Genomic DNA, 24,274 nt, shown 5'->3' with positions numbered 1-24,274 from the left:
CACACACTCTTCAACGCGCAAAAGCCGTCACCCTGAAGCGTTATTGCCGCTACGGGCATCGGGACAATCCTTTGCGCTCCACAGAGTATTCGTCAGCACACGTCAGGCTGATCCGCCGTTATGTCCGACGACCGCTGTCGGTCCCTTGCCAGCGGCCTATTGGCTCAGCGCTTCGTTCAGTATCAGGCTGCGATAGTGCCCGGGGTTGGAGCCCGACCACTTGCGGAAGGCTTTGTAGAACGAGCTGGCATCGGCAAACCCCAGGCGGGTGGCGATTTCGGTAAAGCTGATGTCGGAGTCCGCCAACCACACGATCGCCAGTTCTTTGCGCACGCTGTCCTTGAGCCCCTGGTAGGTCTGCCCTTCTTCCGCCAGGCGCCGGCGCAACGTTGAGGCCGAGATACACAGCGACGCGGCCAGGCCTTCGGTTTCGGGCCAGGTGTCGGCGGGCATTTGCCGAAGGTCAGTCTTGATGCGGGTGGCGAGGCTGTCGGGGTCGCGGTATTTGACGAGGATGTTGGCGGGGGCATGGGCCAGGAAGCGCTTGAGTTCTTCCGGGCTGCGTTTGATTGGCAGGTCGAGGCAGTCGGCGGAGAAAATCATTCGGGTGCGCGGCCGGTCGAAACGCAGGTTGTCGGAGAACATCACTTGGTAGTCGTCGCAGAAGTCTGGCTGCGGGCAGCGCAGTTCGATCGCCAGGATCGGGATGCGCCGCCCCGCCAGCCAGCAGGCGACGCCGTGGACGATCATCCAGTAGGCGAAGTAGGTGAAGGCTCGCTTGGGTTCAGGCTCCGGTTCCAACAGTACGATTTCCGCCAGGCTCTGCTGGTGCACCAGTTGCGCCGGCATGCGCTCGAGCATCAGTGACAGGAAGCCCAGGCCGGTTTCCAGCGCGGTGGCCAGGGTCGGTTGGGCCATCGAGGCGCGACACAGGAATTCCAGGCTGCCGGATTTGAGCTTGCGCGTGTCCATGCCGAAAAATTCGTCGTCCATGCGTCGTGCCAGCAGGCGCCATAAACGCGCGTAAGCCGTTGCCGGAACGCGTGCGGTTGGCTGGCCGAGCAGCGCGGGATCGATTCCGACTTTATTCAATACTTCATCGGTCGCCGCACCCGGCGCGCAGCTCTGCAACAGGGCTTCGCGGACCAGTTGGATGGAAATGGTGTCTTTTTCCGACATGGGGAATGGAGCGATCCGGTGGCTTGGGCAATGCCGCGCATTCTAGTGGGGGTTGCGGTTTGCCACCACCGTTCAGTCAAGGTTCAGTAAAGGTCAAGATTCACTGTTTAGTAATGAGTATCATTATGTTACAACTTAGCTTCCTATCTAGTGATGATTCGGTGCCGAATGCTTGTTCCTTTTTTAATCATGCTGCGCGAAGGCATAGAAGCCGCCTTGATCGTTGGCATTATTGCCAGCTACCTCAAGCAGACTGGCCGTGGCCAGTACATGCCCGCAGTGTGGATCGGCGTATTTCTGGCAGCCGCCCTGGCGCTACTGGTCGGCGGTGGCCTGGAACTGGTGAGTGCCGAATTCCCGCAGAAACAACAGGAACTGTTCGAAGGCATCGTCGGCCTGGTGGCCGTGGGCATTCTCAGCTCCATGGTGTTCTGGATGCGCAAGGTGGCGCGCTCCATCAAGCATTCCCTGCATGAATCCCTCGATCAAGCCTTGGCCGGTTCCAAGCATCAGGTCACGGCGCTGATCGCCATGGTGTTTTTCGCCGTGGCCCGTGAAGGCCTCGAAACCGTGTTCTTCCTGCTGGCCGTGTTCCAGCAAAGCGAAGGCCCGGGCGCGCCGATTGGCGCCCTGCTCGGCCTGATCCTGGCGATCATCGTCGGCTTCCTGATCTACACCGGCAGCATGCGCCTGAACCTCGGCGCGTTCTTCCGCTGGACCGGCCTGTTCATCCTGGTGGTCGCCGCCGGCATCCTCGCCAACTCGGTACAAGCCCTGCACGAAGCCGGGGTGTGGAACCACCTGCAAACCGTCTTGTTCGATTTCAGCGCGACGCTGCCGATGGATGGCCCGCTGGGCTCGGTGCTGGCCGGCATGTTCGGCTATCAGGACGCCCCGACCATCAGCACCCTCGGCGCCTACCTGATTTACCTGGTGGTGGCCCTGGTGATGTTCTTCCTGCCCGCGCCGCCGAGCAAGCCGGCTACCCGCACAACTTCTTCCGTTTCCAGCCAGTAAGGACCGCCTCTTGTCCAACCAAACCCCTCAACCGGCTCCGCCGTCCCGCGCCTTGCGCTGGGCGGTCGGCGGCTCGGTGGTCGTGATGATCGCCGCCGGTGGCCTGTTCTACTACGCCTCGCAACTGGCCGCCTCCAAGCGCCAGGCCAACCACAATGAAATTGCCGTCACCATCCACGCCCACAGCTGCGAGCCGAATGCGCTGACGGTGCCGGCAGGACGCGCCAGTTTCCGCATCATCAACCGCTCGGACCGTGCCGTGGAATGGGAAATCCTCGACGGCGTGCTGGTGGTCGAAGAGCGCGAAAACATCGCTCCCGGCCTGAGCCAGGTGATCAACGCCAACCTGCTGCCCGGCGACTACCAGATCACCTGCGGCCTGTTGAGCAACCCACGGGGCACCTTGAAGGTGACGCCGACTGCCGAGTCTGACGCGCAAGCCAAGGCCAAGCCGTCGATGGTGGCGTTTATCGGCCCGCTGTCGGAGTTCCGCGTGTACATGAGCAGCCAGGGCAGCGCCTTGGTCAAGGCTGTTACGGCGCTTGAGCAGGCCATCGAAGCCGGCGACCTGAACCAGGCCCAGGCGCTTTACGTGCCGGCCCGCGAGGCTTACCAGCGTCTGGCCCCGGCCTCGCAACGCCTGGCGGAACTGGACAACGCAATCAACGCCCGCGCCGACTACTTTGAAAAACGCGAGCAGGACCCAGCCTTCAGCGGTTTCCACCGCCTTGAATACGGCCTGTTCCAGCAACGTAACCTCGACGGCCTGGCGCCGATTGCCCAGCGTCTGGTCACCGATGTGACCAGCCTCAAGCAACAGTTGCTGGCCCAGTCGCTGCCGCCGGAGCAACTGGTGAGCATCGTGGTGCGCAACCTCAACAGCCTGGCTGACGTACGCGCCGCCAGCGGCGAGGAAGAGCGCTACAGCCATACCGACCTCAACGGCTTCGCCGCCAACCTGGACGCCGCCCGCAAGGTCGTCGACCTGATGCGCCCGCTGTTGACCAAATCTGCCGCGCAATTGCTGCCGGGGATCGACAGCGCGATCACCGCCCTCGACGCCGAACTCAACGGTTTGAAAGTCGATGGCCGCTACGCCTCGTATGACAGCGTTACCGCCGATCAGCGCAAGCAGATCGCCGACAAGGCCAAGGCTCTGGCCGTTGCACTCGATGGAATCGACCCCGCCCTTGGCCTTTCCGGCCTGAAGTGAAGACGACCGTAGACATGAGTGATTCAGAACAATTTTCATCCCAGCGTCGTCGTGTATTGCTGGGCATGGCCGCTACCGGCGCCGCGATTGCCGGCAGCAGCCTGAGCTGCCCGGCGATGGCTGCCAACGCTGCCGCGCAAGTCACCACCGCACCGAGCAGTGAAAAGACCCAGGACCATCACGATTACCACGGCAAGCACCAGACCGGCATCGTCACCCCGCGCCCGGCCTGCGGCATGCTGGTGGCGTTCGACGTGTTGGCCAGCGACCGCGAAGACCTGGAGCGGCTGTTCCGCACCTTGAACGAGCGCATCGCGTTCCTGATGACCGGCGGCACCGTGGTGCAAGTCGACCCGAAACTGCCCCCCACCGACTCCGGCATCCTCGGCCCGGTGGTGACGCCGGACAACCTGACCATCACCGTGTCGGTCGGCGAGTCGCTGTTCGACGAACGCTTCGGCCTGGCCGCGGCCAAGCCCAAGCGCCTGATCCGCATGGTCGGTTTCCCCAACGATGCGCTGGAACCGGCGCAGTGCCACGGCGACCTGAGCCTGCAGTTCAGCTCCAACACCCCGGACACCAATATCCACGCCCTGCGCGACATCGTGAAAAACCTGCCGGACCTGCTGCTGGTGCGCTGGAAGCAGGAAGGCAGCGTGCCGCCCCAGGCCCCTGCCCGCCCCGGCGAGCCGGCGCAAAGCGCGCGTAACTTCTTGGGTTTTCGCGACGGTTCGGCCAACCCGAACTCCAACGACAACAAGGCGATGGACCAGATTGTGTGGGTTCAACCGGGCAGTGACGAGCCGGCCTGGGCCGCGAATGGCAGCTACCAGGCGGTGCGGATCATCCGCAACTTCGTTGAACGCTGGGACCGCACGCCCCTGCAAGAGCAAGAAAGCATCATTGGCCGGATCAAGACCAGTGGCGCCCCCATGGATGGCCAGAAAGAAACCCAGGTGCCGGACTACAGCAAGGACCCGGAAGGCAAGTTGACCAAGCTCGATGCCCACATCCGCCTGGCCAACCCACGTACCCCGCAGACCCAGGCCAACCTGATCCTGCGCCGGCCGTTCAACTACTCCAACGGCGTCAACAAAAACGGTCAGCTGGACATGGGGCTGTTGTTCATCTGCTACCAGGCTGACCTGGAGAAAGGCTTTATCAGCGTACAAACCCGACTCAACGGCGAGCCCCTGGAGGAATACCTGAAGCCGGTCGGCGGCGGTTATTTCTTCACCTTGCCAGGCGTCACCGGGGCCCAGGATTTCATCGGGCGCACGCTGCTGGATGCGACACATCCTCAAACTACTGCCAATACCTAAAACAAACCCCAGAGCGGAAATCGTCCCATGAAGAAGTCGTCTCTCGCATTGTCGTTGTTAATGAGCCTTTCGCCGCTGGCCGCCTTCGCCGCCACCGCGCCGCTGGACCTGGTAGGGCCGGTGTCGGACTACAAGATCTACGTCACCGAAGAAATCGGCGAACTGGTCACCCAGACCCAGGCGTTCACCGACGCCGTGAAAAAAGGCGACCTGGCCACCGCCAAGAAGCTGTACGCGCCAACCCGTGTTCACTATGAGTCGATCGAGCCGATCGCCGAGCTGTTCAGCGACCTCGACGCCTCCATCGACTCCCGTGTCGACGACCACGAGAAAGGCGTGAAAGCCGAAGACTTCACCGGCTTCCACCGCATCGAGTACAGCCTGTTCTCCGAGAACACCACCAAAGGACTGGACGCCCTGGCGGACAAGCTCAACAGCGACGTGCTGGACCTGAAAACCCGGGTTGACGGCCTGACCTTCCCGCCGGAAAAAGTCGTCGGTGGTGCTGCTGCCCTGCTTGAAGAAGTGGCCGCGACCAAGATCTCCGGTGAAGAAGACCGCTACAGCCACACCGACCTGTATGACTTCCAGGGCAACATCGACGGCGCGAAGAAAATCGTCGACCTGTTCCGTCCGCAGATCGAGAAGCAAGACAAGGCGTTCGTTGCCAAAGTCGACAAGAACTTCGCGGCCGTGGACAAGATCCTGGCCAAGTACAAAACCAAGGATGGTGGTTTCGAGACCTACGATAAGGTCAAGGAAGCGGACCGTAAAGCCCTGGTTGGCCCGGTCAATACCCTGGCGGAAGACCTGTCCACACTGCGTGGCAAGCTTGGCTTGAACTGATGCACCTCACTCGCGGGCCGTTTGTGCCCGCGAGTCCTCCCCGCTCCAGCACCCTCGTTACACTCGCCTATACCTGTCAACTTTGACAGTAGACAGCCCTGCCGCCATTGGCTTTGATAGTCATCCAACCGCCTGAAGTGTGACGGCTCAACCAAGTGCAGGGGCAACGATCATGACTGAACAGCCTTTCGACCGGACCACTTTCGACGACTTCAAACTGAATGGCTGGGTAAAGCGCATCTCCGACGAGGATTTGAAGATTGTGCACAGAGGCGGCAACTACTACCTCGAATCGAGTGCCGGCTATTCTGCGTTCATCTTCATTGATAAGAGCTTCGTTTTTGAACCTCATACACAGTATGTGTTTCGCTTTGATTTCCGCTGTGCGCAGAGGGTCGCAGCGTCACTTGCATTCTGGAATGGCCCGGTCTTTATGTCAGACACCCTTGATGCAGCACCCTACTGGGCGAAAATGACCGTGCCTTTCAATACTACGGAGCGGCCCGATCATTCAATGATGTTCATTCTGCGATGGGCAGAACCCACTGACGGCCCTCCAATCGGCGTGGACAACCTGGAGATTTACAGAATCCCACCGGACAGTGGCGCCGTTGATCACGTGCTGGCGGGCGGCACGGGAACCGAGTAATACCCAGGCTGACTACCTGTTAGTAGGGCAACATCGACGGCGCGAAGAAAATCGTCGACCTGTTCCATCCGCAGATCGAGAAGCAAGACAAGGCCTTCGTCGCCAAAGTCGACAAGAACTTCGCCACCGTGGACAAGATCCTGGCCAAGTACAAAACCAAGGATGGCGGTTTTGAGACCTACGACAAGGTCAAGGAAGCGGACCGTAAAGCCCTGGTTGGCCCGGTCAATACCCTGGCGGAAGACCTGTCCACACTGCGTGGCAAGCTTGGCTTGAACTGATCCAGACGCTGCATACTCTCGCCCGGCCTGCCGGGCGAGAGCCTTCCTCAGGCTGACGCCACCTGCACTCCGTCCGAAGGCCGCAAGGCATCGCGGATCGTCCGCAGCTTCAAGCACGTTTCCTCGTACTCACTCCCGGGATCCGACTCGGCGACAATGCCGCAGCCGGCGAACAGGTGCGCCTCACAGCCCCTGATCAACGCCGAGCGCAACGCCACGGCAAATTCACCATCACCCTGCGCAGTCATCCAGCCCACTGGCGCGGCGTACCAGCCACGGTCGAGTTGCTCGTGCTCGCGGATATAGGCCATTGCCTCACGTCGCGGCAGGCCGCCGACGGCAGGCGTCGGGTGCAGCGCCTGCACCAGTTGCAGCAGTTGCACCTGGGGATGCAAACGGCCCATCACCGGCGTCAACAAGTGTTGCACGTTGGCCAGTCGGTGCAGCTGCGGCTGGCTGGCGATATCGAGCATCGCGCAATAGGGCTGCAATGCTTCGCGCAGGGTTTGCACCACCAGGGCGTGTTCGTGGCGGTCCTTGGGGCTGTCCATCAAGGCCTGGCCGAGTTCGGCATCTTGCTGCTCGTGACGACCACGCGGGCAAGTGCCGGCCAACGCCACCGTGTTCAGCGTGCCACGGGCCACCTGCACCAGCCGCTCGGGGGTTGCGCCGAGAAAGCAGCTTTCGCCACGGCTGAACGCAAACAGGTACGCCTGGGGATAGGCCGCCTTGAGGTTTTCCAGCAGCGGGCCACAGGGGATCGTCCGTGAGGTGGTCAACCGCACTTCGCGGGCCAGCACCACCTTGCGCAGGTCGCCGGCGTTGATGCGCTGCACGGCCGTCGCCACGGTGTCTTGCCATTGCTGCGCGCTGATGATGTTTTCGTCGCTCGGTGTGCCGAGGGGAATCTCCTGGCGTGGCGCACTGGCGTAGCGGGACAGGAGCAACGTCCACTGGGTTTCCAGGCTCTGGGCGCAACGCACCACGTCCGCCCCGGGCTCCAGCCACTGGCTGAAGATCACATGGTGTTGCTCGGCTTCCCGCAGCAGCAGGATGCGCGGCAGCACCAGGGAGGTGGCGGCGAACGACTGCCATTTGAGCGAGCACGGGCCGTTCGGGTCAAACGCAAAGCCGCCACACAGCAACGGCTGGCGCGGCCCCACCTGATGGGCCTGGCTGAGCAATGCCTGCCACGCCAGGGCACTGGCGTTGAAGCGGTCGTCGGCGCCGGGGCTGATTTCCTCGGTACAGCCAAAGCCGGCCATGGCCAATGCGCCCCGGTCGCTGGACCAGAACAGGCTTTGCCCGAGTACCTGGCGGTTGGCGGCAAACAACCGCAGCGGGTCCAGGCGCTCCGAGGCCAGGCTGAAGACCACCAGCACTGCGCCGCCCTTTTCGCGCGCCAGGCGTTCGCCCTCGGTCAGCGCCTGAAGCAATCCCGGCAGACGCTCACTCATGCTCGGCTCCTTGATGCTGCTGGCGCCAGTGCCGCACTTGCTGGTCGATATTCCATTGGATGATCTGCGCAAACAGCGGGACCACGAACATCGGGTCCAGCCCTTCGCGCTCGGCCCAGCGGCGGCGATGGGGCAGCATCGCGGCCACCCGCTCGGGGGCGGCGATGCTGGCTTCGTCAGGCTTGAACTGCGCCGCAGCTTTCACATAGGCCAACCGCTGGCCGAGGGCGCGGATGATCTGCTCGTCCAGGGTGTCGATACCCAGGCGGACGTCTTCCAGGCCGCTGCACTGCTCAGGTGTTTTCATAGGATTCTCCGGTCATGGGGTCGACGGCCAGCACTGCCAGGCCGGTTCGGCGGGGCTGCCCAACAAGAGTTCCAGGTGCTCGATCAGGTCGGCCTGGCTGTCGCGCAGGTAAAAATGCCCGCCGTTGAAGGTTCGAAAGTCGGCGACCTGGCGCGTCACTTCCGACCAGGCATGGGCTTCCTCCCGATCGACTTCGCGGTCGGTGCTGCCCAGGCACACGCTCACGGGCACGTCCAGCAGCTCGCTGATATCGCCGCGGTAGTTTTCGATCAGGCGGTAATCATTGCGCAATGCGGGCAGGTAAAGTGCCTGCATCTCGGGTTCGTCCAGGGGTGATGGCGCACCACCCGACAGGCGCCGCACATCCGCCAGCAAACCGGCATCCGGGCCCTGGTGCAATTGGCTGTGACGTTGCCGGTGAGGGGCCGGATGGGCGGAGACGATCAGCCGTTGCAGGTCTTTGCCCTGGCGGTTCAGGCGCCGCGTCACCTCATAGGCCAGCGCCGCACCCATGCTGTGGCCGAACAGCACCAGCGGCCGGTCGGACAGGTCCCACAGCGCCCGGGTAATCGTGCCCGCCATCCATTCCAGGCTGCCGGGCCAGGTTTCACTCAGGCGCTCTTCGCGGCCGGGGTATTGCACGCTGACCAGTTCGATGTCGGCCGGCAACAGTGCCTGCCAACCGCTGAAAAATCCCGCGCTGCCGCCGGCGTGGGGCAGGCAGACCAATCGGCAACGCGGCGTTTGATGCTGCGGGTAACGTCGCAGCCATGGGCTGGGGATTTTCTTCATAACACGCCCTCCTCCAGTTCAGTGGTGACGTGGATCCGGGTCTGCGGCAACCAGCGCAGCATCTGGCGCAGGCAGTCATCGGCGTCCATCACCTGTGCAGCGTAGTGCGTGCCTACGGGCAGTTGGGCCAGTTGCAGGGCGCAGATTGCCGCCACTGTGCCGGTCAACGCCGAGCCGTCGGCGGCACGCAACCAGGCGGTGGCCTGCTGCGGTTCGCCGTGTTGCAGGCCTTCCATTTCCACTGCGAGCAACTGGTAAGGCGTGCGCCCTGCCAGGTCCAGCGCACTGGCCTGTACCAGCGCGGCAATATTCTCTGCCGTGTGCCGCAGTGCCGGTGGCGAGCCCTGAATGCGCCCGAGTGCGGCCCGCAGGTGGCCGCCGTCGAACAGGTTGTAGGCCTGGGCTTCGCGCACCCGCAAGTCAGTAAACAAGCGCTGCTGCTCAGTGGTGAGATACGGGTAGGCCGTTACAGGACCGCCCACCAGCCAGGGCCGTTCGAAGTGTTCATCGACGAGTACGGTGGACTTGATTGCTCGGCCATCGCACCAGCCCATCGAGGCCTGGCCATAGCCGTTGCCGAGGCTCAATAGAAAGTCCTCGGCCGCCGTTGTCGACAACCGCCCAAGTCCGACGGCATAGCAACGCACGGCATCGACGCGCTCGAACGACGCCGCAAGCACCTTGGGAAACAACCCGGACAGCCCCGGCAACATGCCGGCTGATAACACCACACGACGACCCGGCGGCAACTGAGCGGGCAACAGCTGGTGCAGCGGATCATCGCCGCCGACATCGATGTAATCGGCGCCGCTGGCCAATGCTGCCAGCGCCACCCGGTCGAGCACCTGGTAGCTGGGGCCCGCGCAATTGATCAGCAGGTCGCAGCCGCCGCAAAACGCCGCCAGGCTTTGGGCGTCCCACAGGTCCACTTCACGGATCTCGGCCTGCCCGTTCAACTCGCCGTCGTTAAAACGCTGCCCTTGCCCAGGGTCGCGACCGCCCAGGCGCAAGCGGCAATGACCGACCAGCACCCGCGCAACCTGCCGACCGACATGCCCATAGCCGCCTACAATCCCGACTCTCATGCCGCCACCTGCGCCAGCCGTTCGAACGCGCGGGCCACGGCCTCGACCTGCGGGCTCTGCATGCAGCTGAAGTGGTCGCCCGGCACGTCCACCACCTGCAATTCGCCAAGGCACAGGGCTTGCCAGTATTGGCTCATGTCGCGGTGCATGCCGGGCAGTACCTGAACTTCACCGCACTGGCGGATAAACACCATGTCACCGTCGTAAGGCGTGGCTTGATGCAAGGCGACGGCGGCCAGGCTGTGGCGCAGCACCTGCAATTGCTCGCGCAGCCAGTCCAGGTCGCTCAGTTGCGAGCCGGCGTGGCGCATCGCGTCTGCAATTGCCTGCAAGCGCTCATCTGCCGACTTGGATGCCAGGGCCCGCAGGCAGGCCAGGGCCGTGGCGCAGTCGGGCTCATCCTGCAGCGCCAGCAATGCACCTTGGGGCACGCGGCCCGGGGTTTGGCGCAGCACCTTGGCAATCGCCCGCTCCATCGCCTGTTCATCCACCGGGTAACCCAGGGTGTGCGGGTCGGCCTGCATCACGCGGGCGAACACGTACTCCGCCAGCAGGTCATCCTCGATCATGAACGGCACGCGGTAGCTGCTGATCACTGTCAGTTGCAGCACCTCGATGTCCCTCGCCGCGAGGCATGACGCCAGCTCCGTCGCCAGCAACCCGCCGAGGCAATAACCGACGATGCTCACCTGGCGCCGGCCTTCGGCGTGCAAGGTGTCGGCATAACGCTCGGCCAGTTCACGAATCGCCGTGGCCGGTGCCAGGGCCAGGTAACCCGGTACATCATTGAGCACCAGCCCCTCCAGTGGTGCTTCTTCCCCGAGTGCAGCAAACAGCGCGCGATACGGTGCCAGGGTGCCGCTGCCGTCATGGACAAAGATCCGCGCCGGGCCTTGCGCCTCCTCACGAATCCGCACCAGCGGCGACAGGCGCTCGCTGCCCTGCCCCCGCAGGTAATCCGCCAGGGCCGCAACGGTCGGCTGGTTGATCAACTGGCGCAGCAAATCCCCCCAGGGCACGTTTCGGGCCTGGGGCAGGCTTTCCCGCAGGCGACCAACCACCTGCGCCACCAGCAATGAATCACCGCCCAACTCAAAGAAGCCCTGTTCACGGCCCACACTGGGCACCCGCAACAGGGTTTGCCAGACCTCGGCGATACTGCGCTCCAGCGCATCCAGCGGTGCAGCCCCGCTGTTGGCCTGTTGCGTGGCCTGGGCCATGCCGAGGTTGGCCAACGCCTGGCGGTCGACTTTGCCGTTGGCCGTCAGCGGCATGTCATCCAGTACCCGCCACTCGGTGGGCACCATGTAATCCGGCAGGCGCTGGCCCAGATGCGCGCGCAACGCCTCCGGCTCAAGGGTCTGGCGCTCGGTCTTGAAGCGCGTGATGAACAGGTGCTGGCCGATCTGTGACATGGCATCGTCGGCTGCCGGCATGCACAGCGGCGTCTGCGCGCCGGCTTCCTGCAACAGTTGCTGCCACTGCTCGCGGCGGATGAACGTGGTGTCTTGCTCGGCGCGGAAATCCTCGAACGCGGTCAGGCCTTCCTTGAACTCCATGGACGCCATGATCTGGTAAGTGTCGCGGGTCGCTTCGATAAAGATCAGCCAGCCGCCGGGGGCGAGCATTTCCCGCAGCCGGGCGAGTACCTGGCTGGCGTGCCGCGAGTTGTGCAGCACGTTGGCACACAGAATCACATCCAGGGAGTTGGCGGCGATACCTTGGGCCCAGTGGTCGAGGTTCAGGTCGAACAGCCCGTAGCTGACCCACGGAAACTCGACAAAATGCTCCCGCGCTTCGTTGAGGAAAAACTGCGACAGGTCGGTGAACTGGTAGTCCACCGCCAAGCCGTCCAGGGCCGGAATCAGGTCGGCACTGGTGCCGCCTACGCCTGCGCCGATTTCCAGCAACTGCAGACGCCGGCCCGCCGGTTGCAGTGCTGCGATTTCCTGCACCGCCGCACACACCGCCTGGTTCAGGTACTGGCTGATCAGGTTCTTGCGATAGGCGCCTTCGGCGGTGTCGGTACGGCCTTCGGGAAACAGCAGGTGCAACGGGTCGAGCCGGTCGCTCATCAAAGCAGGCAATTGCTCCTGGCTTTCCCGCAGATAGCGCAGCACTTCACCGCCCCAGCCCACACTCGGTTCCAGCGCCTCGATGCGTTGCCACAGTTGACGGTACTCAGCGCCCGAGACCCGCAGTGACGAATAGGCGCCGGTGCCTGGGTTGCGGTCTACCAGTTGCTCGCGATGCAGCGCTTGCAACCAGCGGCGAATCAACCGTTCGTTGCGTGGCGCCACCTCGCACAGGCTCATGATCTGGGCCAGGTCGTGCTCGACGCCCGGTTGATCAAACAGCCCCGGGCGTTGCAGGGCCAGGCCCATGGAGAGCAACGCAGCACGCTCGACGCAATCGGACATCTGCGTGATCAGCGCTTCCGTCAGTTGGCCTTTCACGCCGTTGGCCGCCGCCAAGGCGTTGGGTGCCAACCGGGCCGGCCAAGGCAGTGGGGTATCACGCAAAGTCCCGCGCACGCAGGCCTGCAAACGCCGCTCGAACGCGCCCTCGCCCGCAGCGACCACCACGGCCGATTCGACATGAGGATGACTGAGCAAGGCACTTTCGACTTCCGCCAACTCGATGCGATGCCCGCGAACCTTGACCTGGAAATCCTCACGGCCAAGGAACTCGATCAACCCGCTTTCAAGGTAGCGCCCCAGGTCGCCGGTGCGGTACAGCCGCTCGCCGCTGTGGGCATGCTCGATAAAACGCTCGGCGGTTTTCTCCGCGTCCCCCAGGTACCCCATGGCCAACCCCGTGCCGGCGATGAACAGCTCACCGGCAACGCCTTGCGGGCGATCGCGGCCTTGTTCGTCGAGCACCATGAAGCGTTGATTGGCCAGCGGCGCGCCGTAGGGAATGCTGCGCCATTGTGCGTCCACCTCGGTGATTGGATAGGCAATCGACCAGATCGCCGCTTCTGTCGCGCCGCCCAGGCTGATCAGTTGCAGCTTAGGCAACAACGCAGCGATCTCGGCGGGCAGGTTCAGCGGGATCCAGTCGCCGGACAGCAAGGCCAGGCGCAGGCTCTGAGGTGCCGCCGCCGGCACGGCTTGCAGGTAATGGGCAAGCATCTGCAGCTGCGCGGGCACCGAGTTCCACAGGGTCACACCATGCTCGCGGGCGCACTCGGCCCAGTGGGAGGGGTCGGCGCGGCGCCGTGCGTCGGGCAAAACCAGGGCGCCACCCACCGCAAGCAAACCGAAGATGTCGTACACCGACAGGTCGAAGCCCAGGCTGGCCAAGGCGAGTACCCGGTCTTCGGCGCCGATGGCGAAGCGCTGATTGATATCGACCACAGTGTTGAGGGCCGCCTGGTGACTGATCATCACACCCTTCGGAATCCCGGTGGAGCCGGAGGTGTAGATCACGTAGGCAAGTTGTTGCGGTGTCACCTGCGGCGTTGGCAGTTCACGTCCGGCAGTGGCTGCGGCCTGATCAACCGGTATGCACTGAGTGACTTCGGCGGGCCAGGCCAGGTCCTCGCTCAACCACGACTGGCTGAGCACCCGGCTGACCTCGGCGTTCTCAAGAATCAACGCGCGCCGCGCCATTGGCTGATTAGTGTCCAGCGGCAGGTACGCTGCGCCGGCCCGCAAGATCCCGAGTACACCGACCACCTGGTCGATACCTTTTTCCATGCACACCGCGACCCGCTCGCCGGGCTGGCAACCGCCATCCAGTAACTGCTCGGCAATCGCCTCGGCACGGGCGGCGAGTTGCGCGTAAGTGAGCTGTCGCGCGCCCTGGATCAGGGCGACACGTTGGGGTTGCGCCCGGGCCTGGCGAAAGAACGGTTCATGCAGCAAGCCTGGGGGAATCGGTTGCGCCGTCTGGTTGATCAACTCCCGCACCAGTCGCTGGGGTGCCGGCAGTTCAAGGCAATCGTCCAGGGTCCAGGCCGAAGGCTCCCGCGCCAAGCGCTTGAGCAGGCGCTCGAAGGTGTCGAACATCGCTTCCAGCATGGCCTCGTTGAACACGCCCTGGCGAATGTCCCAATTGATGAACAGGCCGTTGTCGCGCTCGCTGACCTGGCAATCGATCAACACTTGCGGGGTCTGGCTGATGCCGTGCACCAGTTCTGCGCCGGGCATAAATGCCCCGCCGCCACTTTCGCCCCCGGCGCCCAGGGTGCTGGTGAAGGCATAGGGCATCAAGGCCGCATCACGGCCTTTGCGCCGCGCCAGTTCGCGCAGTACTTCAATGCCGGAACACAGGCGGTGGTCCATGTCTTGCCACAGTCGCTCCTGCAATTGCTGGCTGCGTTCACCAAAGCTGCCGCCTTGCAGGGTCTGGACTTCCAGCAATTCCACCGAGCTGAAATCCCCCACCAGCCGATCGACCTGCGGGTGCAGCGACAGGCGATTGAGCAAGGTCAGGCTCAAGCAGAAATGCCCCTTGCGGCTCCAGCGCCCCAGGGTTTCGGCATAGCAGGAAAGAATCGCCGCCGACACACCCACGCCGGCCGCCGCTGCATTCAGGCGCAGGGCATTGAAATCCCGGGCCTCCAGGTTCAGGGCGCGGCGCTCGAAACGCGGTCCGCTGGGAGCACCCTGCATGGGCAATTCCGGAGCACCGGGCAGGCTGTCGACCCGCGCCCACCAATACTGGCGGTCACGCTGGTAACGCGGCTGTTCCCGGAACCGGCGCTCGCCCAAGACATAGTCGCGAAAACTGATGGGCGCCGCCGACGGCAAGGCTTCCCCACGGTAGACCTGCTGCAACTCGGCCAACAGCATGCGCACGCTCTGGTAGTCGCACACCAGCAGATCCACTGAGAGATGCAGGCGCGCATGTTCACGGCCCTGGCTGACGCACAACTCGATCAGCGGCCACTGCTGGGACGAGGCCTGGCGAATTTCCATGCGTTCGCGCAGAGCGGCCATTGCACGGCCGTCGTCTTCGCGCAGGTCATGCCGGGCGATCAGGTAATGCGGCACCTGGGGCAGGATTTGTTGGTAGCCGTCTTCCAGCACCACCGCCCGCAGCATGTCATGACGCGCAATCAGATGGTTCCACGCCTGCTCCAGGCGCGCCGGGTCGAGCGCCTTGAGTTCAAATTCCAGGTAACCGTGGCACGCCACCCCGCCGTAGCTGAATGCCTGGGTGCGGCCCATCAGGTAAGCGGCCTGTACGTCGGTCAGCGGAAACGGTTCGCTGCGGGCGGCCAGGTCGGCCGAGACGGTGGGCATCACCGGTTCCATCAATTGCTGCAACAACGCGTCCTTGTGTTCGCGCAATTGTTGCAGGCGGCCTTCATCCATCACTCCGGCGGGCGCCCGGTAGCGCAGGCGGCCCTGCTCTTCCCAGAGTTCCACACCCAGTGCTTCGAGGTCCTGTCGTAGTTGCTGCAGTGTCATAGCGCACCCTCCACCATTGCGTTCCGGTTGACGTGGTCCTGTTCCCGTCGGGCGACAAGCCATTGGGCCTGGCGGGCGACGGTGGCCGCGTTGAAAAAGTCCTTCAGCGACAGTTCGACGTCGAACTGCCGGGCAATACGTTCGATCAGGCGAGCGGCCAACAGGCTGTTGCCGCCGAGGGCGAAGAAGCCCTGGTTGCGACCCACCAGGGGAATGTCGAGCAATTCGCCCCAGAGCCCGGCCAACAGTTGTTCGGCTTCGCCTTGGGGCGCGTCTTCATGCTCGGGTCTGGCGCCCTGGCGTTGCTCCTGCACCAGCCACAGCAGTGCGGCGCGGTCGACCTTGCCGTTGGCGTTCAGGGGCAGTTCGGTGAGGTTCAGCCAGTGGTCCGGCAACATGTGTTCCGGCAGCCATTGGCAGAGCCACTGGCGCATGGCTTCGGCATCCGGCAGCGCGTCGCCCATCAGGGTTGCTGCCAACTGCGGGTTGGCCCCGGGCAACACCAGGGTGACGGCACGACTGACGGCCGGATGGCGTTCCAGGGCCACGTCGATCTCACTGAGTTCGATGCGGAAGCCACGGACCTTGACCTGCTGGTCCATGCGCCCGAGAAATTCGAGGTTGCCGTCGGGCCAATAACGGCCCTGATCGCCGGTGCGGTACCAGCGTTGCCCGGCGTGCTCGACGAAGCGTTGGGCACTGAGATGCGTCAGGCCCCGATAGCCCTGGGCAACCCCGGCGCCGCCGATCCACAACTCCCCCGCCACCCAGTCCGGGCAATCGCGGCCCTGGCTGTCGACGACTCGAAAGCTTTGGTTATCCAGGGGTTTGCCGTAGGGAATCGAGCGCCAGTGAGCCGGCACTTCGTCGACGTCCTGGACGTTGGACCAGATGGCAGCTTCAGTGGCGCCGCCGAGGGCGGCGAACCGGGCGCTTTCGCCGGCTGCCAATCGCAGGCGGCGTGGCAGGTCCAGCCCGACCCAGTCACCCGAGACAATCGCCAGGCGTAATCCGCTCAGGGCATTCGGCTCGCGGGCCTTGAGGGTCAGCATGTCGAGCAACGCCGGTACCGAGTTCCATAGGGTCACGCGCTGCTGGCGGATCAGCCGCAACCATTCAGACGGCTCCTTGCGCCGCGCATCCGCTGGCAGCACCACGGCGCCACCGATACTCAGCAGGCCAAACAGGTCGTACACCGACAGGTCGAAATCGAGGGCGGAAACCCCGAGCACACGGTCATCCGCGCCCACCTGGTAACGCCGGTTGATCGCGGCGACGGTGTTCAACGCCGCCTGGTGGGAAACCTCGACGCCCTTGGGTTCGCCGGTGGTGCCGGAGGTGAAAATCACATAGGCCAGTGCGTCCGGCGCCACCTCGATCGGTTGCTTCAGGGCCGTGGCCGAACGCGCCTGGGCCAGGTCCACCACTTGCAAGTCCGCCAGCCATACACCGCGATCACGGTGGGCCGCATCGGTGATCACCACCTTGGCCGCAGCGCGTTGATAGATCATGTCGCGACGGGCTGCCGGCTGTTCGATACCCACCGGCACATACACCGCGCCCGCCGCCAATATGCCAAGCACCGCGACGATTTGCGCCTGGCCTTTGGGCAAGGTGATCGACACCGTATCACCCGGTTCAATCCCCCACTGGCGCAGGGCACCTGCCACTTGCAGGGCCTGGGCCGCCAGCTCGGCGTAACTCAACTCAGCGTCCTCGGTGATCAATGCCACCCGCTGCGGGTGCACCTGCGCCTGTTGGAAAAAGCCATCGTGCAGCAAGCCTTTGTCATGGGCCCAAGGCGTGTGGTTGACCGCTGCGCGGACCTCTTGCTGGCCTTGGGGCAACGGCAGCGGCGCGGGTTGGCGCCAGTCACCGGTGCACAGCCACGCCAGCATGTCGCCATAGGCGGTGAACATTTCGTCCAGCAGGCCTTCGGGGAACAGCGCATCTACCCCGTCCCAGTTGAGCAACAGGCCATCGGGCAGCGGATAGCTCTGGTGGTCAAGCCACACTTGGGGCGTTTGCGACAAGGCCCAGCCCGGTTCGCCCAGGTGCTGCCGGCAAGTGGCGTCGACAAACGCTTCGCCAAGGTTGCAGGCAAACACTACGGGGGCGCCGCCTTGCCGGGTGCGGGACAACTCACGCAGCACTTCCACGCCGGGCCAGGCGCTGTGGGCGATGTCGCGGTGCAGTTGGCGTTGCAGGGCTTGCGCCTGCTGCGCGAAAGAACCCGCCTGGCGCTGGTCGATCTCCAGCAGCACCAGGTTGGAAAAATCCGCCAGCAGATGCGGGACGCACGGGTGCAGCTCCTGGCGGTTGAACAGCGGCACGTTCAACAGGAAATGCTGGCTGGCGCTCCAGCGGCCCAGCACTTGGGTATAGGCGCAGCACAGCACGCTGGCCAGGGTCAGGCCGTGTTGCCGGGCCTGGTCTTCCAGGGCTCGCAACTGGGCGCGGCCGAGGCGCATCGCCAGGCGACGAAAACGCGGCGGGCCGAGGGATTGCGGCTCTTGTGCCAAGGGTAGTTGCGGGCCGTCGGGCAGGTCATCCAGGCGTTGCAGCCAGTAGTCCCGCTCGCCGGCATCGCTGGTTCGGGTGGCGCCCAGGTAGTGGGCAAAATCCCACTCCAGACGTGGCAGCTGCGCCTCTTGCCCGCTGTAGATCAGCGCCAGATCCCGCAGCAGTACGCTGATACTCAGGACGTCCGCCACCAGCAAATCGATGTTCAGGTGCACCCGGCTGCGGCCGTCGGGCAAGCGGCTGAGTTGCACATCGAACACCTCGCCCTGGCGCACATCCAGGCAGCGGTGCGCCAGGCGCTCACGCAAGGCCAACTCATCCGGCCGTTCATGCACGGTCAACCCAGGCCACGGGCTGGTCGGCAGCACGCGCTGGCAAGTGGCGTTCGGGAAACAGGCGCGCAGCATGGGATGGCGTTGAGTCAGGCGCATCACCGCGCTTTCCAGGCGTTGGGCGTCGACCTGATACCCGTCCAGTTCCTGATACAGGTGACAGCCAACGCCCCCCAGCGGCATGGCCGGGTCGCGGCCAAACCAGTAAGCCTGCTGCAACGGTGTGAGGGCGAAATCGTTGTCGATGGCGACGGGCTTGAGGTGCGTCGCCTGCCCGCGACGGCGGTCGATCAGCAACCACCAGGCCTCAAGGGTCGGCAGCTCAATCAGTTCGGCAAAGCTCACCTGCACACCTTCGCGGGCGAGCAAGGCCGGCAGGCGCATCATGCTCACCGAGTCCAGGCCCTGCTCGATCAGCGAGGCATCGGACTCCAGGTCCTGGGGGGCATAGTCGAGCAACTGCGCGACACCAGCGCACAGCGCCTCGGGGCTGTGTGCGAGGCCGCCGGGTGCAGGATGAACGCATGCCAGTGATGGGTTATCGGTCATGGGGGACGGTCCTTTGGGGAACGATAGGGTCTGGGCGCAAGCGCCAGCGATTGATCGCTTCGCGCTCGTGGAACAACTCGCGGTAACGGCTGGGCGTGGCCATCAACGCGTCATGGCGGCCGACCTGGGCCAACTGGCCGTGGTCGAGCAGCAGAATCTGGTCGGCATGGGGCGCCAAGGTCGGTTTGTGGGTGACCAGCACCACCGTGTGCCGGCGGGCCAGTTGCAACAGGGTGCGATTGACCCGCGCCTCGCTGATGGCATCGAGGGCGGCGGTCGGCTCGTCCAGCAGGATCAGCGACGCGTCCTTGAGTAACACCCGCGACAACGCCAGGCATTGGCGTTCGCCGCCGGACAGGCTGACGCCCTGCTCGCCCAGCACGGTGTGCCAGCCCTGGGGCAGGCGTTCGGCGAGGCGGTCGAGGCCGGTGGCGCGGGCGGCGTGCTGCCATTGTTCTTCGCTGGCGTCGGGGCGGCCCAGCAGCAGGTTGTCCAGCAGGCTGCCCGGCAACGGCGGGCTGTCCTGGAACATCAAGGCGACCTGGGTATCTCGGGCCAGGGCCGACAGTTGCCGCAGGTCGACACCGCCGAGGTGAATCGCGCCACTGCTTACATCGCTGAAGCGCGCCAGCAGGCGCAACAGGCTGGACTTGCCGGAGCCGGACGCCCCCACCACCAGGTTCAGCGAACGCTCCTGCAACGTGAAGTCGATGCCTTGCAAGATCGCCTGGCCCTGGCGGACCAGTCCTACGTCCCGCACTTGCACGTCGTAACCCAGGGCAGGTTGGGGTTCGAGAGGTTCAGGCAACCCCGGCATCTGCAGCAGGTGGCGCAGGCGATTCAAGGCGTGGCGGGTCTGGCGCAACGTGGTGCCGAGGTTGACCAGCGCGCCCATTGGCTCCACCAGGCAGGTGGCGAGAATCGCCAGCGCCAGGAACTTCGCCGCATCGAGGGTGCCACCCAGCACGGCATACAGGCCGCATAACAGGATGGCGCTGTAGCCAGCCTGCAACACCACAGCCAAACCCAGCGCGGCGGGAAAGGTGCGCCAGTGGGCGTGACGTTGTGCCTGTTGCTGCTGGGCCAGGGCCTCGGTGAGCAGGTCGAAGCCTTGCTCGGTGCGCCCGCTGGAGCGCAGCAACGGTTGCTGGCGCAGAAACTCCATCACCCGGGCCGCCGCTTCATTGGCTGCGGCTTCGCTCAGTACTTCAGCTTGCCCGCCCCAGCGCACGCCCCAGTGGTACACCAGCACCAGCAACGGCAACGCGGCCAGTGCCGCCAACGCCATGGAGCGGTCGTAGAAAAACAGCGCCAGCAGGAGTGCCAAAGGCGTCAACAGCGCATTGGCCATTGGCTGCAAAAGGTGCGCCGGGGTGCTCATGATTTGCAGCACGGTGTGAGTCACCAGGCGATTCAGTTCAGCGCTGCGCCGCTCCACAAACCATTCCAGCGGCAGTTGCACCAGCTTGTCACCAATGCGTCGGTTCAACGCCTGGGCTGCTTCGGCACCGGCGCGATAGCCCGCCAGCTGGGCATACCGGCGCAGCCAGAGGCACAACAAGGCCATGCCGGTGAAACCGATGGCCCAGGCCCAAGGGGTGGTGTTTCCGAACCACTGGGCAAAGGCCATCGGCAACAACGCCAACGCTGCGCCCTGGGCCAACGCACTCAAAGCCATCGCGATCAGCGCACGCCGCAACAAGCCGGCTTCACGGGGTTGCAGGCTGCGTAACAGCGCGCGAATCATGCCCGTGCCCTCTTCAGTGCGGCCGCCGAAAACTGCTCAGCGGCCCACAGCCCGGCGTAAGTGCCCTGCTGGTCCAGCAAGCCGTGATGCGTACCGCGCTCGACAATCCGCCCGCCTTGCAGCACGACGATCTGGTCGGCGTCCTGGATGCTGCTCAAGCGGTGGGCGATTACCAGCACCGTGCGGCCACGGGCCAAGCGAGACAGCGCCTGCTGGATCGCGGCTTCGGATTCAGGATCACTGGCGGCGGTGGCTTCATCGAGAATCAGGATCGGCGCTTCACTGAGCATCGCCCGGGCAATGCCCAGGCGTTGCACTTCACCGCCGGACAGCTGCACGCCGGCTCCGAGGACGGTGTGATAACCCTGGGGTAGCGCGAGGATGCGCTGGTGAATCTGCGCGGCCCGGGCGGCGGCTTCCACCTCGATTTGCGTGGCGTCGGGGCGCGCCAGGCGCAGGTTGTCGAGGACGCTGGTGCGCAGCAGACGCACATCCTGGAACACAAAGGCGACCTGGCGATACAAGGTGGCGCTGTGCATGTCCCGCAGGTCGACACCACCGATACGGATCGCGCCGGCACTCACGTCGGCAAAGCGCGCAAGCAAGGTGGCCAGGGTGGACTTGCCGGCACCTGAATCCCCCACCAAGGCAGTGAGCGTGCCGGGCGGTAGATCCAGGTCAATGTCATGCAGCACCTGCGTGCCGTCGGGGTAGCGAAAGTCCACGCCTTCAAAGCTCACCTGGCGGCCTTTGGGCTCGCGGGATTCGCGAGGTTGCGGCAACGTCGCGCTGTTGAGCACGGTGGCGATACGGCTGGCGGCCATGCGGCCCTGCACCAGTGCATCGGCGCCATGCCCGATGGCCGCAACCGGCGCTGCCAGGGCTGGCCCCAGCAGCAGGAACGGCAGCAGTTGCACCGGCATCAGCCAACCGCAAGCCACCAGCGACGCACCGCCCAACAGCACCAGGGCCAGCACCAGCAACGGCGAAAGCAGCACCTCGACACTCGCCCCAAGCCCGGCCCAGCGTTGGGCCCAGCAGGAAAAGAAACTGGCGAAACGTTCCACCGCACCGAAGAACTTTGACTGCACCCGATCGGCCCGGCCGAATGACTTGACCATGGCGATGCTCTGCACAAATTGCTGGGTGGCCAGGGACAGGTTGCCCAGCGCGGCGCCCAGTGCCTTCTGGTCATCCCGATAAGCCTGGGAGCGCAAGGCTCGCAGTCGCCACAGCGCCAGCGCTGGAGGCAGCAGCACCACAACGGTCATCGGCACACTCACCGTCAGCAGGTACAACAGGCACGCCAGAGGCGCCACCAATGCGGCGGCGAGGTTGTTTGGCAGGTGCGCCACCAGTTGATGCAGCGCACCTACGTCGTCGAGCAAAACACGGTCGACTTTTTGCCCACCACGGGCGCTGAACCAAGCCAGCGGAACCCGCGCCAAATGCGCGGCCAGCCGTTGGCGAACCTGGCGTTGCAGGTCACTGTCGGCCAGGTGGGTCATCTGCAAGGCAGCAGCCAGCCCGAGCATGCGCAACAGCAAAGCGCCGGCACCGGCCAACAACCACCAGAACCCATCGTGCAGATCGAGTTTTCCGTCCAGCAACAACGGCGCCAGTTCCGCCACCGCGATCAACGGCAGCAGGCCGATCAGGGTCGCCATGGCTTGCAGCAGCATGGCGCCGATCAGCCGGCCACGTACAGGCGCGAGCAGTTCACGCAGCGAGTCTTGATCAGCCACGGGCGGCGCTTCCCTCAGGTTTTTTTGCCCCGAAATACAACTGCTGGATAGCCTCCCGCAGGTGCTTGCGGCTGACCTTGCCCACGCCGGTTTGCGGGAAACCGGGGATAAATTCGAAGCGGTCCGGCAGCTTGAAGGCCGCCAACCCTTGCTCACGCAGATGGCGCAGCAGTTCCGGCGGGCGCGGTGCCGTGCCACGGGGAATCACGAAGGCGCAGGTGCGTTCGCCGAGGTAGGCGTCCGGCATCGCCACCAAGGCCACATCGGCGACGGCAGAATGGCTGAGCAGGAGGTTTTCGACTTCTTCGGCGGCAATTTTTTCGCCGCCGCGGTTGATCACGTCCTTGTCGCGACCTTCGACCATCAGGTAGCCGTCGTCGGTGAGCATTACCCGGTCGCCGGTGCGGTAGAAACCGTCGGCGGTAAACGCCTGGGCGTTGTGCGCGGGATGCCGGTAGTAACCGCGAATCGTGTACGGCCCACGGGTCAGCAACTGGCCGACCTGGCCCTGCGGCACGTCCTGTTCGTTGTCGTCCACCACCCGGATTTCGTCGGCCGGGGACATTGGCTGGCCTTGCGTGTGCAAGACCCGTTGTGGCGGGTCGTTGGGATCGGTGTAGCAAATCAGCCCTTCGGCCATGCCGAACACTTGCTGCAGGCGACAGCCAAGGGTGGGCGCCACACGGCGTGCCGCTTCAAAGCTCAGCTTGGCGCCGCCCACTTGCAGCAACTGCAAGCCCGGCAGGCCATGCCCGCGCGCCTGGGCAGCGTCCAGCCAGACCAGCACCAGTGGCGGCACCAGCGCGGTATGGGTCACGCGTTCATGCTCGATCAGGGCGAAGCAGGTTTCGGCGCTTGGCGAGGCGCTCAACACCACGCGGCCGCCCATCAGCAAGGTGCCCATGAACCCCGGGCAGCACATGGGAAAGTTATGGGCCATGGGCAGCGCGGCGAGGTACACCGTGGCGTCGGTCAGGCCGCAACGTTCGGCGCTGGTCCGCACGTTGTAGAGGTATTCATTGTGGCGACGCGGGATCAGTTTCGGCACGCCGGTGGAGCCACCGGACAACTGGAAACACGCGACGGCATCCGCGGGCGGCGCAGAAAAGGTTGGCTGCGGGTCGTCCAGATAAAGGTCTTCGAGCGCGATGAATTCTTCAGCCTCACCGGCCACGATCACCCACGCAAGGTCGCCATGGGCCGCCTTCAAGCCACGGGCCATGCCGCGATAATCAAAGCCTGCCGTGACGTCAGCGCAGAGGTATGCCTTGGCCTGGGCAAACTCACAGAAGCGGCCGATTTCCAGATGACGATGGGCCGGTAAAGCAAAGATTGGCCGTACGCCGAGGCGATACAGAGCGAAGCACACTTCGACAAAACCCACGCAGTTCGGCAGTTGCACCACCACGTTGTCCCCTGCCATCAACCCCAGCCGGGAGAACCCGCTGGCCAGTTGATCGACCCGTTGATCCAGTTGGCGATAGCTCACCCGCAGCGTTCCATAGGTGATCGCTTCACGCTCGCCAAAGGTGCGGGCGGCGTTGCGCAGCAGGTCGCCAAAGGTCTCGTCGCGCCAATAGCCGGCGTCGCGGTAGCGTTGGGCAAACGCTTCGGGCCAATCGGGGCAGTCGTCAATGAAAGTCATGGGGTCTCCAGAGTTTTTTTCGGCAATAAGGGGCCGATGCCGTGAACAAAAGGCCTGCGGGACAAAGGTGAAAAGGCTAGGGAGAATGCGTCATTGAGCGGTTCATCCATGAGTCGCCAAGGGCTGCGGAAATGAGAGTGATTATTAATAGGCAAAAGCCGCAGC

The 24,274-nt window shown here is 64.3% G+C and carries 15 protein-coding genes and 1 pseudogene; 6 read left to right on the top strand and 10 right to left on the bottom strand.

What is annotated here, in order from left to right; all coding sequences use genetic code 11:
- Window positions 1–156: 156 nt before the first annotated feature.
- The gene (locus ACA046_RS15950; protein ID WP_459021046.1) at window positions 157–1,179 is read right to left on the bottom strand and encodes an AraC family transcriptional regulator; all 1,023 of its coding nucleotides are present in this window, start codon (window positions 1,177–1,179) and stop codon (window positions 157–159) included.
- Window positions 1,180–1,347: 168 nt separating this feature from the next.
- On the opposite strand from ACA046_RS15950, the gene efeU reads away from it, so the two are divergent.
- The 6 genes and pseudogenes from efeU to ACA046_RS15920 all read left to right on the top strand — a co-directional run.
- Window positions 1,348–2,196 (top strand): iron uptake transporter permease EfeU, encoded by an 849-nt coding sequence (efeU, locus tag ACA046_RS15945; RefSeq protein ID WP_459021048.1) that lies wholly within the window; start codon window positions 1,348–1,350, stop codon window positions 2,194–2,196.
- A 10-nt stretch (window positions 2,197–2,206) separates the two neighbouring features.
- Window positions 2,207–3,409: an iron uptake system protein EfeO gene (efeO, locus tag ACA046_RS15940; RefSeq protein WP_497677003.1), complete on the top strand. Its 1,203-nt coding sequence runs from the start codon at window positions 2,207–2,209 to the stop codon at window positions 3,407–3,409.
- A gap of 14 nt (window positions 3,410–3,423) precedes the next feature.
- The gene (gene efeB / locus ACA046_RS15935; protein WP_497677002.1) at window positions 3,424–4,731 is read left to right on the top strand and encodes an iron uptake transporter deferrochelatase/peroxidase subunit; all 1,308 of its coding nucleotides are present in this window, start codon (window positions 3,424–3,426) and stop codon (window positions 4,729–4,731) included.
- Window positions 4,732–4,758: 27 nt separating this feature from the next.
- Complete coding sequence (gene efeO / locus ACA046_RS15930) at window positions 4,759–5,577, top strand: iron uptake system protein EfeO (protein ID WP_167664238.1); 819 nt, start codon at window positions 4,759–4,761, stop codon at window positions 5,575–5,577.
- A gap of 172 nt (window positions 5,578–5,749) precedes the next feature.
- Window positions 5,750–6,226: a hypothetical protein gene (locus tag ACA046_RS15925; RefSeq protein WP_459021055.1), complete on the top strand. Its 477-nt coding sequence runs from the start codon at window positions 5,750–5,752 to the stop codon at window positions 6,224–6,226.
- Window positions 6,227–6,252: 26 nt separating this feature from the next.
- Window positions 6,253–6,507, top strand: a pseudogene (locus tag ACA046_RS15920) (imelysin family protein); the annotation flags it as partial.
- 47 nt (window positions 6,508–6,554) lie between these two features.
- Here ACA046_RS15920 and ACA046_RS15915 read toward each other — a convergent pair.
- From ACA046_RS15915 to ACA046_RS15875, 9 genes are read right to left on the bottom strand one after another with little or no spacing between them, the layout of a single operon-like run.
- A complete protein-coding gene (locus ACA046_RS15915; protein WP_497677001.1) occupies window positions 6,555–7,964 on the bottom strand; it encodes an isochorismate synthase in 1,410 nt (469 codons plus the stop codon).
- Window positions 7,957–8,271, bottom strand: a complete 315-nt coding sequence (locus tag ACA046_RS15910) for an isochorismate lyase (RefSeq protein ID WP_003218417.1) — start codon at window positions 8,269–8,271, stop codon at window positions 7,957–7,959. The genes ACA046_RS15915 and ACA046_RS15910 overlap by 8 nt, the downstream gene beginning before the upstream one ends.
- Window positions 8,272–8,283: 12 nt before the next feature.
- Window positions 8,284–9,063, bottom strand: a complete 780-nt coding sequence (locus ACA046_RS15905) for a thioesterase II family protein (RefSeq protein ID WP_497677000.1) — start codon at window positions 9,061–9,063, stop codon at window positions 8,284–8,286.
- Window positions 9,060–10,148 (bottom strand): saccharopine dehydrogenase NADP-binding domain-containing protein, encoded by a 1,089-nt coding sequence (locus ACA046_RS15900; protein ID WP_497676999.1) that lies wholly within the window; start codon window positions 10,146–10,148, stop codon window positions 9,060–9,062. Before ACA046_RS15900 ends, ACA046_RS15905 begins: the two co-directional genes overlap by 4 nt.
- Window positions 10,145–15,568, bottom strand: coding sequence for a non-ribosomal peptide synthetase (locus tag ACA046_RS15895; RefSeq protein ID WP_497676998.1), 5,424 nt, complete (start codon window positions 15,566–15,568; stop codon window positions 10,145–10,147). Before ACA046_RS15895 ends, ACA046_RS15900 begins: the two co-directional genes overlap by 4 nt.
- Complete coding sequence (locus ACA046_RS15890; RefSeq protein WP_497676997.1) at window positions 15,565–18,972, bottom strand: non-ribosomal peptide synthetase; 3,408 nt, start codon at window positions 18,970–18,972, stop codon at window positions 15,565–15,567. Before ACA046_RS15890 ends, ACA046_RS15895 begins: the two co-directional genes overlap by 4 nt.
- Window positions 18,962–20,719, bottom strand: a complete 1,758-nt coding sequence (locus ACA046_RS15885) for an ABC transporter ATP-binding protein (protein WP_497676996.1) — start codon at window positions 20,717–20,719, stop codon at window positions 18,962–18,964. Before ACA046_RS15885 ends, ACA046_RS15890 begins: the two co-directional genes overlap by 11 nt.
- Complete coding sequence (locus ACA046_RS15880) at window positions 20,716–22,464, bottom strand: ABC transporter ATP-binding protein (protein WP_497676995.1); 1,749 nt, start codon at window positions 22,462–22,464, stop codon at window positions 20,716–20,718. The genes ACA046_RS15885 and ACA046_RS15880 overlap by 4 nt, the downstream gene beginning before the upstream one ends.
- On the bottom strand, window positions 22,457–24,109 hold the full coding sequence (locus ACA046_RS15875) for a (2,3-dihydroxybenzoyl)adenylate synthase (RefSeq protein ID WP_497676994.1): 1,653 nt from the start codon (window positions 24,107–24,109) through the stop codon (window positions 22,457–22,459). Before ACA046_RS15875 ends, ACA046_RS15880 begins: the two co-directional genes overlap by 8 nt.
- Window positions 24,110–24,274: the final 165 nt, after the last annotated feature.

This window comes from Pseudomonas sp. LBUM1641, from assembly GCF_059716235.1.
Note: the sequence above shows the minus strand (reverse complement) of the source record. Positions and strands in the feature narration are given on the sequence as shown.

Excerpts from the sequence above, each read along its gene's own strand:
- ACA046_RS15950 (WP_459021046.1), bottom strand. The coding sequence starts at position 1,179 with ATGTCGGAAAAAGACACCATTTCCATCCAACTGGTCCGCGAAGCCCTG.
- efeU (WP_459021048.1), top strand. The coding sequence starts at position 1,348 with ATGCTTGTTCCTTTTTTAATCATGCTGCGCGAAGGCATAGAAGCCGCC.
- efeB (WP_497677002.1), top strand. The coding sequence starts at position 3,424 with ATGAGTGATTCAGAACAATTTTCATCCCAGCGTCGTCGTGTATTGCTG.
- efeO (WP_167664238.1), top strand. The coding sequence starts at position 4,759 with ATGAAGAAGTCGTCTCTCGCATTGTCGTTGTTAATGAGCCTTTCGCCG.
- ACA046_RS15925 (WP_459021055.1), top strand. The coding sequence starts at position 5,750 with ATGACTGAACAGCCTTTCGACCGGACCACTTTCGACGACTTCAAACTG.
- ACA046_RS15915 (WP_497677001.1), bottom strand. The coding sequence starts at position 7,964 with ATGAGTGAGCGTCTGCCGGGATTGCTTCAGGCGCTGACCGAGGGCGAA.
- ACA046_RS15910 (WP_003218417.1), bottom strand. The coding sequence starts at position 8,271 with ATGAAAACACCTGAGCAGTGCAGCGGCCTGGAAGACGTCCGCCTGGGT.
- ACA046_RS15905 (WP_497677000.1), bottom strand. The coding sequence starts at position 9,063 with ATGAAGAAAATCCCCAGCCCATGGCTGCGACGTTACCCGCAGCATCAA.
- ACA046_RS15900 (WP_497676999.1), bottom strand. The coding sequence starts at position 10,148 with ATGAGAGTCGGGATTGTAGGCGGCTATGGGCATGTCGGTCGGCAGGTT.
- ACA046_RS15895 (WP_497676998.1), bottom strand. The coding sequence starts at position 15,568 with ATGACACTGCAGCAACTACGACAGGACCTCGAAGCACTGGGTGTGGAA.
- ACA046_RS15890 (WP_497676997.1), bottom strand. The coding sequence starts at position 18,972 with ATGACCGATAACCCATCACTGGCATGCGTTCATCCTGCACCCGGCGGC.
- ACA046_RS15885 (WP_497676996.1), bottom strand. The coding sequence starts at position 20,719 with ATGATTCGCGCGCTGTTACGCAGCCTGCAACCCCGTGAAGCCGGCTTG.
- ACA046_RS15875 (WP_497676994.1), bottom strand. The coding sequence starts at position 24,109 with ATGACTTTCATTGACGACTGCCCCGATTGGCCCGAAGCGTTTGCCCAA.